The sequence below is a fragment of the Bacillus sp. GS3m_15504 genome (assembly GCF_055825275.1).
In genome coordinates this window covers 30,022-43,853 of the sequence record NZ_JBVVNL010000004.1, presented here as the reverse complement: position 1 = coordinate 43,853, position 13,832 = coordinate 30,022, and the positions used below count along the sequence as shown (strand labels likewise).

Genomic DNA, 13,832 nt, shown 5'->3' with positions numbered 1-13,832 from the left:
AGAGAAAAATGTGGATCGAGGAATTTTTAAAGAAGTTCCATTACCTTGTGCATTTTTGGATGAAGTGGCTTTAGATAGAAATATTCAATCGATTATAGAATTAAGTGGAAATAAGAAGATTCGTATAGCGAGTAAATCGTTACGTTCTGTTCCGATTATGCAAAGGATTTTGGCTGCAAGTGATCGATTTCAAGGTATCATGTGTTTTTCACCTAGGGAAGCTTTGTTTTTAATTGAACAAGGATTCAATGATTTATTGCTCGGATATCCTGCTTATGATGAAAGAGCGTTACATGAAATAAGTTTGCTAACAAAGCAAGGGCTCATTATAACTTGTATGGTGGATTGTGAAGATCATATTGTTTATTTAGAAAAAATTGCCGAGAAGTCTAAAGGATGTTTTCGTGTTTGCTTAGATATTGATATGAGTAGTCGTTTTTTTAAGTTCCATTTTGGGGTCAAAAGATCACCGGTAAAAGATGGGCAAGGTGCTTTGAAAATAGTAAAAAGGTTGAAAGAATCATCATTTTTAATACTAGACGGTGTAATGGGATATGAAGCCCAAATTGCTGGGGTAGGAGATCACATACCGAATCAACGAGTGAAAAGTAAAGTGATTTCATATTTAAAGAAGAAATCAGTGTTAGAAGTTAAAGAAAGAAGAGGACATATCGTAAAAGAAATACAAAATCTAGGTATTGAACTAAGGTTTGTAAATGGGGGAGGCACAGGAAGTATAAAAACAACTGAGCAAGATTATTCAGTTTCAGAGATTACAATAGGTTCGGCTTTTTATGCCCCAAAGCTGTTTGATTATTATAAAGAGGTGCAATTTCATCCAGCTGTCGGATTTGCTTTACCAGTTGTGCGTAAACCAGCCCCAACAATTTACACTTGTCTAGGTGGCGGATATATTGCCTCAGGCGCAATTGGGAAAGATAAAGAACCTGAGATTTGGAGGCCGGGTGGTGCAAAACTATTAGCTTTAGAAGGCGCTGGTGAAGTGCAAACACCGATTTTCTATAACGGTGAGGAACGAGTAGAGATAGGAGATTCTATCTTGTTTCGCCATAGTAAAGCTGGAGAATTATGTGAGCGGTTTCCTTTTTTATATTGTGTGAAAGAAGGAGAGATTGTTGGGGAGTATTCAACATATCGGGGGGATGGCCAATGCTTTCTATAAAAGGACAAAAATGGAGAAATTGGACAGGGAATGTAGAAGGAACACCGCATTATACGATGTATCCAGAAAGTATACAAGATGTAGTAGAAGTTATAGAGCTTGCGCGAAAGAAAGGGAAGAAAATTCGTGTTGTCGGTTCAGGGCACTCATTTACACCTCTTGTGCAAACGGAAGAAATTTTAGTTTCTTTAGATGAAATGAAGGGAATTGTGAATATTGATACGGAGAAGATGATTGCCGAGGTATGGGCAGGAACAAAGTTACATGAGCTAGGGAAGTTACTTGAGGAAAAAGGTTATGCGCAAGAAAATTTAGGGGATATTGATTCGCAATCTATTGCAGGAGCAATTAGTACGGGTACGCATGGAACGGGTATTACCTTTGGAAGTTTATCAACACAAGTTATAGAGATTACGGCAGTTTTATCTACAGGTGAGACTATAGTTTGTTCGGAAACGGAGAATGTGGAATATTGGAGGGCCTTTCAGTTATCACTTGGGATGCTAGGCATCATTGTAAGGATAAAATTGAACATTATTAGGGCGTATTCACTTGTGTATGAAAGTGAAAAACAGTCATTAGCTACTGTAATGAATAAATTAGAAGAATATAAGAAGAATCGTCACTTTGAATTTTTTGTTTTTCCTTATTCAGATGAAGTGCAGGTGAAAGTTACAAACGAAACAACGGGTAAAAAAAGTGATTTGAAATGGCATAAGCTAAAAGTAGAATTACTAGAAAATAAGATGTTTTCTTTGTTATCTAAAGGATGTAAATGGTTTCCTTCTATAAGTAAAGGAGTAAGTCGATTATCGGCTAAAGCTGTACCGAATACAAAAATAATTGGTCCGAGTTACGAAGTATTTGCTACGTCGCGTGCGGTTCCATTTTATGAAATGGAGTATAGTGTTCCTTCAAAGTATATGCAGGCGGTTGTAGAAGAAATTTCAAACCTTATTGAAAAGAAAAAGTATAAAGTGCACTTCCCAATTGAATGCCGTTATGTGAAAAGGGATGACATATGGCTCAGTCCAGCGTATGGAAGAGATTCTGCGTATATAGCGGTTCATATGTATAAAGGTATGAAGTATGCTGCTTATTTTGGTGAGGTGGAGAAAATTTTTCTAAAGTATGAGGGACGCCCGCATTGGGGGAAAATGCATACGTTAACGTACGGAAAATTACAAAATATATATCCAGAGTTGCATTCGTTTCTAAAGGTGAGGAAGTTATTAGATGAAGCAGAAATGTTTTCAAACCCTTACACAGAAAAATTATTTACGATTATGAAAAAAAGCTGACAAAGTATTATTTGTCAGCTTTTTTTAGTATGATCGCATTTCTTGTTTGACTAATGCGCTCGTAAAATAGTAACTTATCACGACTAAATACATGTAATAAAACATGAACAATAAATAGACCGTTAATTACGAGTTGGAATAATACTATAACTATTAATACTAAAGGCTCTTTAAGGTTTAAGATAGAGCTACTCGACAGAATATAGTTGATTCCGCCTAAAATGAAATAGAATATACCGTAACGGATGAATAGTTCCTTCATCGTAATACGATCTGATTTTCCTTTCACATAAACACGAAGCAATGCTTTACCGATTGTTTTTCCATTCGTAAAGTATGGAATGATAATAAAGTAAATCAAGATTGAACACGTTATGAAAATAAGTTCGTATATGTTCGTATAAGCTTGAATATTAGAAACGAAGAAAGAATTTCCTTTGTTTTTAATGACAGGTACAACGATGGATAAGAAAATCCAATCAATTTGCATCGCGATAAAGCGACGAACGAATCCGACTCGTTTCGTTTCCAAATCAACATGACTATCTAATTCGTTTGCTTTCGGAAGGAAGTACATAAATATTGGTGCAATGATAAAGCCAATTACGCCGCCTAATGTATTTAAAAACAGATCATCTATATCAAATAAGCGGTATGCACAATTGTATATACCGTATAGTCCGGTTACTTGTGTTAGCTCGAAAAAGAGTGAAAGACAAAAAGAAATACAAATTGTTTGTAAGAAACTACGTCGGAAATAATAACGTAAGTAAATACCGAATGGAACGGTTAATAGAACGTTAAAAGCGACTTGTAAAAACGCAGATTCTTTTAATAGGTAGAAATAAGTAGCTGGTTTCGTTAAAATTGCCGAAGTACGATTACTAATTTCTTGTATGAAATAAAATGGTGATAGTTGCATGTGCTGCGTATTAGCCGGTTGTAGGCTACAAGTATCATATGTTTGTGGCAACGGCAAAATCACAAGAAAATAGGCATTTAATAAGTAAAGCAATAATGAGTATAAAATAAATGAACGCCATTTATTTAAATAACCATACTTTCGATAATTAAATATTAAAAAAGGGATTAATAGAAACATTGCTAAAAAAGGAAATAAAATAAATGCTGTTTTTACAGGGAATAAATATGCAGTCAAAATGAAGCTCCTTTCAATGAAAATTCGTTTACCATTATAACGTTAAAGGAACCTTAAAACAAAATTAAAATATTTTGAAATAGAAAAAATTATAAATTTTAATAGAATTAAGTTATACTAAGTTTAATATAAGGATATTATGATTATTATAAGTTGAGAGAGGGTACAAGATATGCGATATGAGCTTTTTTCTGTAAGTGGGAATCATATTACAACTTTTGAAAGTGCGTGGCGTTTTCAAGAGGGAGAACAGATTTTTGTTCATGATGATCAAACAAAACGAAATTTTATTATTATCCGGCTAACGCATGATGTATTTCAACAATATAAACATGTTATTCGTTTGTATTGTCAAGAAAAGAAAGTATACGCATAAAAAAGCGAGTCATCCTAGTGTAATAGAATGACTCGCTTTTGATTTGTAAGTTTCACTTTATAAGAAAATAAGAGTAAGTACACCTACGATAATGCAATAGAAAGAGAAATATTTTAAATTTCCTTTTGCCATGATGTTCATAAACCATTTTAACGAAATATACGTCATGATAAATGTTGCGATGAACGCAACGATATATGGTACGAATAATGTGTCTAGATTTGGATCTTTTGCAATGTCTGTAATACTTAGTAATAAACCACCTAAGCTAACAGGGATATATAGTAAGAATGAGAAACGAAGAGCCGTTTCCTGCTTCATACCAAGTAACATCGCGGCTACGATTGTTGCACCAGATCGGCTAATTCCAGGGATTAGTGCGCAAGCTTGTGCTAATCCGACGATGATCGCATCTTTCATAGAAAGATCGCCATCATTTTTACGTCCACGTAAGTTTCTAATAATCCAAAGGCCGACGGCAGTAATAAGAAGCGAAATCCCAACCATCTTCACACCTTTTAAGTACTGATCGATGTAATCTTTAAATAAAACACCAATAACACCTGCTGGAATGGTCGCAATAACAAGGTAAATAATAAAGAAGAAATCTGATTTTGCATCTTCTGCTCTTGTAAATATATAAGATAGACCATTCTTCGTTAGACGAATTAAATCATTTCTATAAATAAGTAATACAGCTAATAATGAAGCTGAATTAACAAGTAGTTCGAAGCTAAACCCTTCTATTTTTAGTCCTAGCAAGTGCTGTGCTAAAACGAGGTGACCGCTTGAAGAAATCGGAATTGGTTCTGTAAGTCCTTGGAACAGACCAAGAATTAAATATTTTAAAATGTAGTAAAACTGTTCCATAATAACCTCCTTGTTTATTATTCGAAAGAAACAACTTATCCATTATAACAAAGATATGGATCAATATTGAGAAGAAATAAATATTCAAAATATAATAAAAATCCCTTATAACAGTATAAGGGATTTTTATTATTAATGAGAAACTACTGTTTCTTCAAGACTTTTCGTTAATTGAACATCGACTTTCTCAGCATCATGAATGTGATTCATAATAGTAGTATTTAACTTTTGGAACATTTGTTGTGTATTAGCGAATTCTCGTAATATATCATCATTACAAGACTTTTGGTTTTCAATAGCTTTAATAACATTAGTAGCACCGTTTTGTAACGTTTGAATCATAATTAAAATATTTTCAATTCTAGCATTTGTATCAGCACTCATTTCTACACCTTCATCGACTAAATGCAAATTATCTTTTGTATTATCGTATGCTTTTTCAATTTCTTCTTGAATTTTTTTCGTTAAGTTGCCGATGTTTTTTGTACTTTCAGCGGTACTTTCCGCTAGTTTTCTTACTTCATTGGCAACGACAGCGAATCCTTTACCGTGCTCTCCAGCACGTGCAGCTTCAATACTCGCATTTAAAGCAAGTAAATTCGTTTGTGCTGCAATGTTTTGAATGACTTCTACAATTTGCTCAATTTCTTTTGAGCGTTCACTTAAATGATTCATACTATTAGACGTGCGCTGTGATTGTTCACCTAATTTATTAATTACAATAAGTAAGCGATGAACAGATTCTTTTCCTTCATTAGAGCAGTCGATAATCTCTTCAATAGATTGAATTAAGCTTTGTTCTTTTTGTAACATTTCATTATTTAATTCATTGGAATGTGTCGTACGCGTTGAAACATTTTCGAAACATGAGCTTAATTGTTGAACTAAATTTTGGAGTGTATTGTGCTGGTTATTTACAAGTTGATGCTCTTGAACAACATTTTGTACACGATCGTGGATAGAAGAAATAGTCTCTTGTTGTTCGATATCTTTTTGTTTTAATTCTGCTTCTAATTCTTGTATACGATTTTCTAATTGATCAATTTTATGTTGGAGTGATTTCTTTTGAGTAAACATATATTTATTTCAACCGCCTTTAGAAGTTATATTTTCTCTATATTTGGATTTTAGCATCTTTTATAATTTTTAAATATAGGAATTGTTAAATATTTAAGAATCTATTACATTTTATTCATAATTCCCTTTTTTTCGTCATGAAAAATAAACTGTATTTAATGGTATTGTAAACAAACTGTAAAATAAATCATGTATAACTGTATAAGAAGGGAGTCGGATTATGAACTATTTTAAGCGAATCAGTAGTCTAGTATTAGCAGGAATTATCGGTCTTTCTAGTACAGTCGCTGTTAAAGCAGAGTCAAACGACGAGAAACTTAACAACATGCAACAGCAATTGCAGCAAAACGATGCAGAAATGCAAAAGAAAGAGCAAGAGAAGCAAGCTGTTAGTAAAGAAATTCAAGGTATCGAAAACGAACTACATAATTTAAATAATACAATTGCAAAAAATAAAGAGGATCAAGCTGCTATTCAACGTAAAATCGATGAAACACATAAGCAGATTGAGCAAAAAAAGAACGAGATTGTCGTTTTAGAGGATAAAGTTCTTGCTCGCAAGGACATTATGAGAAAGCGTATGGTTTCTGTTCAAAACAGTTCAAATACAAGTTTAGTAGTAGAAGTTGTAGTAGAGTCAAAGAACTTTGCAGATTTCTTACAACGTATGAACGCAGTTTCTACTATTTTAGAAGCTGATAAAGAAATTTTACGTCTACAAGAACAAGATCTTCGTCAAATTGAAGAAGATAAGAAAACAATTGATGAAAAAGAAGCATCTTTAGTAGTAGACAAACAAAAATTAGCAAAAGCACAAGCTGAGTTGCAAGATAACTTGAAAAAACGTCAAGCTAACTTACAAACAGTTCAAGCTAAATATAATCAGGTTGCAAGCCAACTTAATTTAGCAGCAGAAGAAAAAGCTAAAATTGAGTCAAATATGAAGGCAGTACAAGAAACAATTGCTCGTGAACAAGAAGCAGCGAGAATTGCAGCAGAAGAGCGTGCAAAAGCAGAAGCAGCTGCAAAGGCTGAGCAAGAAGCTTTAGCTAAGGCACAGGCGGAAGTTGCTGAAAAGAAAAAGCAAGAACAAGCTAGTAAACCAGCTGAACCTGTTGCTAATAATAATTCGAAGGTAGAACCTGTACAACCTTCTAAGCCAACTGCTGGTGGAAGAGAAATCTATGTACATGCAACAGCTTATACAGCAGACCCAGCTGAAAATGGTTATGGACCAGGTCAACAAGTATACTCTGCATGGGGAGGCTATAATTTAACTGCAAACCCAGGAATGAAATTAATTGCGGTAGATCCATCTGTTATTCCATTAGGTTCTCGTGTATATGTTGAAGGATACGGAGAAGCAATTGCAGCAGATACTGGTGGCGCGATTAAAGGTCACAAAATCGATGTTTTAATGCCAGATAAAGCTTCGTCTAGTAAGTGGGGCAGAAAAAATGTTAAGCTTACAATTTTAAGCTAACACAAAATCCAACTTTACATATTGTAAAGTTGGATTTTTTTGTGAAAATAATGTTAAGTTGAGTTTACATTTTGTTAAGGAGAACATACAATAGGATTAAGAGGTGGTAAATTTGACCATTTTAAATAGAGTAAAGGAATTAAGAGCTCGGTTTAATTTTTCGCAAAGTGTATTAGCAGAAAAGGTGGGAGTGACGAGACAAACAATTGCGGCAATTGAAAAAGGGGATTATGTTCCTTCTTTGTTATTAGCACTTACAATTTGTGATGTATTCGAGTTAAAGATGGAAGATGTGTTTGTTTTAAATAAGGAGGGGAAAGAGGATGAATAGAATTGTTGCTTCGTATATTATAAATTTATTTTACAGTGTATTGGCATGCTGGGCATTTGTAGAGTTTTATGATTTTTGGATACAGTTTGCTGATATTATTAAAAATGAGAGTTTACCATCCAAAATAACTATGAGTTTGACACCTGTTGTATTACTATTTATTGTAGCTATCATACTAGCGTTCTTTAAAAGATTGCATAAGAAGAAATATAAAAGATCATCATTGCAATTGTATCCGTTATTATTTCCCCAAGAAGATGAACGCGAGAAGGATATTACAGATAGAGCATGTCGAACAACATTTGTATCATTGTGGTTTGTATTACCTTGTGCACTAGGATTATTAATATTTACACCTGTAGCAAATTTATATATTTCGGCATACCCTTTATATGTTATGTATTTGATTTATTTAATTCAAATGACAGTCTTTCACGTATCACTATACAGAAATAAATTAGCTTAAAAAGAAACCTTCTTGCATCAGCAAGAAGGTTTCTTTTCAGCTTATACTTGTACATACAGCAATATTATCTTATCATTTTATATAGAGTAAGATTTTGTAACGGAAAGGAATTGTATATGAATAAGCAAAGAATTTATAGTATAGTAGCAATCCTCCTATTTGTTGTAGGTGGTGTATTAATCGGCAAGCCATTTTATGATGGATATCAAGCTGAAAAGAAACAGACTGAAAATGTACAGGCCGTCCAAAAGATGGATTATGAAAAACATGAGACGGAATTTGTAGATGCTTCGAAAATTAATCAACCAGATTTGGCAGAAGTAGCGAACGCATCATTAGATAAGAAACAAGTAATTGGCCGTATGTCGATTCCAAGTGTTTCATTAGAACTTCCTGTTTTAAAATCTTCTACTGAGAAAAACCTATTATCAGGTGCAGCAACAGTAAAAGAAAATCAAGTAATGGGAAAAGGGAACTATGCATTAGCAGGACATAACATGTCTAAAAAAGGTGTTTTATTTAGTGATATAGCGTCTCTAAAAAAAGGTGACAAAATTTATTTATATGATAATGAAAACGAATATGAGTATGCGGTTACTGGTGTGTCTGAAGTGACTCCTGATAAGTGGGAAGTTGTTGAGGATCATGGGAAAGATGAGATAACGCTAATTACATGTGTATCAGTGAAAGATAATTCTAAACGTTACGTTGTTGCTGGTGATTTAGTAGGAACGAAGGCGAAGAAATAAAAAAAGATGAGGGAAATCCCTCATCTTTTTTTAATCCATCCATTTCACTAATTTCTTAGAAATTAATAATAAAACACAACCTAATACAATTGCTACAGCGCCAATAACTGTAAATACTTCAGCATATCCAAGTGAAGTTGTGAAGCTTGCAAGTTGTCCACCTAAAATGTTGGCGATACCTGAACTCGCTAACCATACGCCCATTAGTAAAGATGCTAGTTTTACTGGAGCAAGTGCACTAACCATTGATAGTCCAACAGGTGATAAGAATAGCTCACCTAACGTATGGAAAAGATACGTAAAGACGATAAATAATAAGTTTGCTTTTTCTGTAATGTTATGTTCATCACTACCTGTTTTTAATGTAGCGATAACGAGAATGATATAACCGATACCGAGCAAAATCATACCAAGTCCCATTTTTGTTGGGATTTTTAAATCCCCGCGCTTGCGAGTTGCAAGTTTTGCCCATAATGCCGAAATAACTGGAGCAAGTAAAATAATAAATAATGGATTGACCGATTGGAACCAAGATGTTGGAACTTCCCATCCGAACACAGAGCGGTCTACAAATTTGTTTGTATATAATGTTAATGAGCTACCAGCTTGTTCAAAGCCAGCCCAGAAGAAGACAACGAAGCATGTTAAAATGACGATAACTGCAGTACGCTGTTTTTCTTTTTTTGTTAACGGTGTATCTCCTACTGATGGTTGTCCATCTGTTGTTTGCAAATCGCGAGTTGGTTTTTTACCGATATCACCAAGGAAGCGATTTGATAATGTTGTAAATAAAATTTGTCCGATAATCATTCCAATTGAAGCGGCTAAGAAACCGTAACGGAATCCGTAATGTACAACGCCATCAACTGTTGTTTTGAATAAATTTTCTGATAAAAATCCGCAAACGAGTGGAGCTAAAAATGACCCGACGTTAATACCCATATAGAAAATAGTAAATGCACTATCACGTTTTGGATCGTTCTCTTCGTATAATTCCCCAACCAGTGTAGAGATATTCGGTTTGAAGAATCCATTACCGATAATAATAAGCGCTAATCCGAGGTATAGGCCGACTTGGTTTTGCATGGCGAATAGTGTAAGGTTACCGATTGCCATTGTTATACCACCAATTGTGATGGCTTTTCGTCTACCTAGGAACCGGTCTGTTAAGTATCCACCAATCATTGGTGTGAAATAACAGGCTCCAGTATAAAATCCGTAAATGGAGAGTGCCCATGCGGGACTAAACCCAAGACCACCGCTTACTAAAGCTGTCGTTAAATATAATGTTAATAATCCTCGTAATCCATAGTAACTAAATCTTTCCCACATTTCTGTAAAGAAGAGTAAGTATAAACCTGGAGGATGTTTCTTTTTTCTTTGTTGTTCTTTTTCTAGTTGTATCGCTGATTCCATGTTATTTTCCTCCTGACACAAACAAAAACAAAGTTAATAATTTTGTACATTTAATATTTTACCTTATTAACTATTATAAGTCAATAAAGGTTGATTTTTCAGAAGAAATTGGAAAAGAGAGATAGCTATAGAATGGGTGTTTCTTTTATGTTAGACTATGGACTATGTTTTCTTTGTGAGGAATCGCTTTATTGCACTTTTTTATATGTGAAATTGATTTCATAAAAGATGAAATTAAAGAAGGAGAAAGAAATGAAATTGTTACAGAAAAAAGAAATTTTACTTATTAGTCTTATGTTATTCTCGATGTTCTTTGGAGCGGGGAATCTTATATTCCCACCTTTTCTTGGTTATGAAGCAGGCGAACATGTGTGGATTTCATTAGTAGGATTTATTATATCGGCAACAGGTCTTCCTATATTGGGAGTTATTGCGATTGCGAAAGCAGGAAGTTTCCAAACGTTAGCGGGTAGGGTTCATTCCTCATTTGCAATTATTTTTCCGTGTATCGTGTACTTGTTTATTGGGCCAGGACTTGGTATACCACGTGCAGGAAGTTTAGCTTTTGAAATGGGGCCAGGTCAGTTCTTCCCAGAAGCGGGAAGCATAGTTTTATTATGTTATACGGTTATTTTCTTTAGTATTGTGTACTGGTTAAGCTTATCACCGTCTAAATTAATGGGGTTGTTCGGAAAGGTTTTAACACCATTATTATTAGGTATGATTGCCCTTATCTTTATAAAAAGCATGTTTACATCAGTAGGTAGTGTGAAAGAGGCTGCTGGAAACTATGGACAAGCGCCTATGTTCCAAGGGTTTTTAGATGGATATTTAACGATGGACGCATTAGCAGCTTTAATTTTTGGGATTGTGATTGCAAATGCTCTTCGTGCAAAAGGTATTGAAGATGATAAAGGTTTAGCGAAATATATGAGTATTGCTGGAATTGGTGCAGGACTATTATTATCTATTATTTATGTCATACTTGGATATGTTGGTTCAATGAGTGGTTCATTGGGGACATTTGATAATGGCGCGCAAGTGTTAGCACAAGTAATGACTACACTATTTGGACAAGGTGGAGTCGTTTTATTAGGACTTATTTTTACGATCGCATGTTTATGTGTTTCAATCGGACTTGTTACATCGTGTAGTCAATTTTTCGCAAGTGCATTTCCGAAAGTAGCATACAAAGTTTGGGCATTTATCTTAAGTTTTGTTAGTATGATTTTAGCAAATTTAGGATTAACACAAATTTTAAAAGTATCGGTACCAATTCTTGGATTTATTTATCCGGTTGCATTAACGCTTATTATTTTAGGGTTATTCCAGAAGTATATTGGAAAGTATGCATACGTATATGCAGTGACAGTTGGGATTGTAGCCGTATTTAGTGCAATCGATATTTTCAATAAAAATGTAATGTTGAATCAATGGACATCAGTATTAAAGTACATTCCGTTTTATACAGAAGGTGTAGGATGGATTGTTCCAGCTATTATAGGTGCTTGTATTGGTGTTATCGTTAGTTTTGTTTTCAATAAGAAGAAATAAGTAAGAGGTGTTTTCCTATTTCGGAAAACACCTTTCTTTTTTTTGGAAAAATAGTATTGAAAATGAATAGACTAAGAGTATGATAAAGGTAATTGGTAATATATAGGTTTTGAATGAATGATGAGGGGGGAACGTATGAAGGAGGATTTGAATAAGAAAATAGAAGCGCTCGAAACGACAATTGAAACGATGCAAGAAGCACTTTTTGAATTGAAAGCAAAACAAAGAGAAATAGAAGTAGAAAATGCTCAGCAACATGTTAGTAAGGAAAAGAAAGAATATATTGAAACGGTGATAGAGGAAAAACAAAAAGAAGAAGTAGTTACAATAAAAGAACCTGTGCAAGAACGTGAGGTAAAACAAGTAGATATATCTGCTTTTAAACCAGAACCATTTAATATTATTAAGTTTTGCCAAACGTGGTTGCCACGTATTTTTGTAGGAATTATGTTACTTGGAGTAATCTGGTTATTTAAAGCAGGGGTAGATGCTGGACTATTAACACCAGCAATACGAATTGTGTTTGGTATTGTCCTATCAATTGGTTTTTATTATATAGGGGATATTCAAATTAAACGAGAGCGGCAAGCGTTAGGGTTAGTATTAGCAGGAGGAAGTATTACGGGTATAGTTTTAACGACATTTGCGGCACATTATTTATATGGCTTTATTCCAGCAAGTGTTGCATTTGTGTGTAATATTGCATGGGTTATTTTAGGTATTTATATAGCGAAGAGGTATCAATCAGAATATCTTACTATCTTCGTAGCGGTAGGAGCCTTCTTTGTACCATTCTTATTAAATAGTACAACTCCTAATCCGTACATTTTCTTTGGATATGAGATGATACTAACACTTAGCTTATTATGGTATGCGTTGAAAAATCGTTATCAGTATTTATATATGATTTCTTATGCGGTTGCTGCTATTGTTCTTTTTGTCTTCTTTGCTGTTATGTCAATGTTAGTAGAGGATTTACAAGTACAGTTAACAGTAGTTTATGGCTTAATTCACTTACTATTATTTTGGCATATGTTTACGGAGAGAAGTTTTATAGTAGAACCACGCTTGGCAATATTTAGTGCGAATGCAGTTTTCTTTATATTAGCTATTTCAAAAATACCTGAATTTACAACATGGGGATTAATGATAAGTGCACTCGTACACGCTACTATGTTCGTGTTTGAATATAGGAAGAATCGACATTCTACGTTTACAAATCTTTTATTTGGTTTCGCAATGGGGGCATTTAGTTTAGCGATTTTATATGAGTATAGTTTAGTGAATGCAGCGATTGTACTATTATTACAAGGTTTCCTCGGCATGGTGACTTCTATTAAAGGAAAACAACAGATAAAATTATATATTAGTGCGACGATTTATGCGATTGGAATGATACAGACTATTTTTAGCCCATTTGATCATTTCCTTTCAGCTGGTTTCGTTGCTCATATTATTTTAATAGGTACATTTTATTACTGCATGAAGCAAGCGAAAGATGTGTTAATGAGCTTTGGAAAATATGTATATTCTATAGCGCTCTATTGGTTTATGGTTATCATATTTATTGCAATTACTAGAGTTGGTGAAGTCCTTTCTACAGATGGAAGCATAATTAGCGTATCTGTATCGTTATTATGGATGGTATATGCTTTATTTGCAGTTTGGCTTGGACGGAATAAACATATGAATGAAATATTGTATGCTGGATTAATCGTTTTAGTTGTAACGATAGGGAAGCTATTCCTTCTGGACCTACCAGAAGTATCGATGATGATCAGGGCGGTGTTATTCTTAATCGTAGGTAGTATAGGTATCGTTATTTCAAGAATGTTTTTCTCAAAAGAAGAGAAGTAGAAAAAGGCAA

Annotated in this window: 13 protein-coding genes; 9 read left to right on the top strand and 4 right to left on the bottom strand. The window is 34.0% G+C overall.

The window, feature by feature from the left end; translation table 11 throughout:
• Window positions 1-10: 10 nt before the first annotated feature.
• Window positions 11-1,183: an amino acid deaminase/aldolase gene (locus AC0L0O_RS24315; protein ID WP_473786164.1), complete on the top strand. Its 1,173-nt coding sequence runs from the start codon at window positions 11-13 to the stop codon at window positions 1,181-1,183.
• On the top strand, window positions 1,171-2,484 hold the full coding sequence (locus tag AC0L0O_RS24310; protein WP_000948927.1) for a D-arabinono-1,4-lactone oxidase: 1,314 nt from the start codon (window positions 1,171-1,173) through the stop codon (window positions 2,482-2,484). The genes AC0L0O_RS24315 and AC0L0O_RS24310 overlap by 13 nt, the downstream gene beginning before the upstream one ends.
• 7 nt (window positions 2,485-2,491) lie before the next feature.
• On the opposite strand, the gene AC0L0O_RS24305 is transcribed toward AC0L0O_RS24310, so the two are convergent.
• Window positions 2,492-3,643, bottom strand: coding sequence for a VanZ family protein (locus AC0L0O_RS24305; RefSeq protein ID WP_473786163.1), 1,152 nt, complete (start codon window positions 3,641-3,643; stop codon window positions 2,492-2,494).
• Window positions 3,644-3,815: 172 nt separating this feature from the next.
• On the opposite strand from AC0L0O_RS24305, the gene AC0L0O_RS24300 reads away from it, so the two are divergent.
• On the top strand, window positions 3,816-4,019 hold the full coding sequence (locus AC0L0O_RS24300; protein ID WP_473786162.1) for a hypothetical protein: 204 nt from the start codon (window positions 3,816-3,818) through the stop codon (window positions 4,017-4,019).
• A 57-nt stretch (window positions 4,020-4,076) separates the two neighbouring features.
• Here AC0L0O_RS24300 and AC0L0O_RS24295 read toward each other — a convergent pair whose 3' ends face one another.
• The gene (locus AC0L0O_RS24295; protein ID WP_000434782.1) at window positions 4,077-4,889 is read right to left on the bottom strand and encodes an undecaprenyl-diphosphate phosphatase; all 813 of its coding nucleotides are present in this window, start codon (window positions 4,887-4,889) and stop codon (window positions 4,077-4,079) included.
• Window positions 4,890-5,021: 132 nt separating this feature from the next.
• A complete protein-coding gene (locus AC0L0O_RS24290) occupies window positions 5,022-5,702 on the bottom strand; it encodes a methyl-accepting chemotaxis protein (protein WP_370174618.1) in 681 nt (226 codons plus the stop codon).
• A gap of 484 nt (window positions 5,703-6,186) precedes the next feature.
• Between AC0L0O_RS24290 and AC0L0O_RS24285 the strand changes: the two genes are divergently transcribed.
• From AC0L0O_RS24285 to AC0L0O_RS24270, 4 genes are all read left to right on the top strand, one after another.
• Window positions 6,187-7,449 carry a 3D domain-containing protein gene (locus tag AC0L0O_RS24285; protein WP_001105815.1) on the top strand — a complete coding sequence of 421 codons (1,263 nt, stop codon included), beginning with the start codon at window positions 6,187-6,189 and terminating at the stop codon, window positions 7,447-7,449.
• A 112-nt stretch (window positions 7,450-7,561) separates the two neighbouring features.
• Complete coding sequence (locus AC0L0O_RS24280; RefSeq protein ID WP_000154010.1) at window positions 7,562-7,780, top strand: helix-turn-helix transcriptional regulator; 219 nt, start codon at window positions 7,562-7,564, stop codon at window positions 7,778-7,780.
• Window positions 7,773-8,246, top strand: coding sequence for a DUF2178 domain-containing protein (locus AC0L0O_RS24275; RefSeq protein ID WP_001080034.1), 474 nt, complete (start codon window positions 7,773-7,775; stop codon window positions 8,244-8,246). The genes AC0L0O_RS24280 and AC0L0O_RS24275 overlap by 8 nt, the downstream gene beginning before the upstream one ends.
• A 116-nt stretch (window positions 8,247-8,362) precedes the next feature.
• Window positions 8,363-8,995, top strand: coding sequence for a class A sortase (locus AC0L0O_RS24270; protein WP_001041731.1), 633 nt, complete (start codon window positions 8,363-8,365; stop codon window positions 8,993-8,995).
• A gap of 30 nt (window positions 8,996-9,025) precedes the next feature.
• On the opposite strand, the gene AC0L0O_RS24265 is transcribed toward AC0L0O_RS24270, so the two are convergent.
• The gene (locus tag AC0L0O_RS24265) at window positions 9,026-10,411 is read right to left on the bottom strand and encodes a peptide MFS transporter (RefSeq protein ID WP_000443134.1); all 1,386 of its coding nucleotides are present in this window, start codon (window positions 10,409-10,411) and stop codon (window positions 9,026-9,028) included.
• A gap of 252 nt (window positions 10,412-10,663) precedes the next feature.
• Here AC0L0O_RS24265 and brnQ1 point away from each other — a divergent pair, with 252 nt between their 5' ends.
• Entirely contained in the window at window positions 10,664-11,965 is a 1,302-nt protein-coding gene (gene brnQ1, locus AC0L0O_RS24260) for a branched-chain amino acid transport system II carrier protein BrnQ1 (RefSeq protein WP_000771669.1), read from the top strand.
• A 135-nt stretch (window positions 11,966-12,100) separates the two neighbouring features.
• Complete coding sequence (locus tag AC0L0O_RS24255; RefSeq protein WP_134189191.1) at window positions 12,101-13,822, top strand: DUF2339 domain-containing protein; 1,722 nt, start codon at window positions 12,101-12,103, stop codon at window positions 13,820-13,822.
• Window positions 13,823-13,832 lie beyond the last annotated feature (10 nt).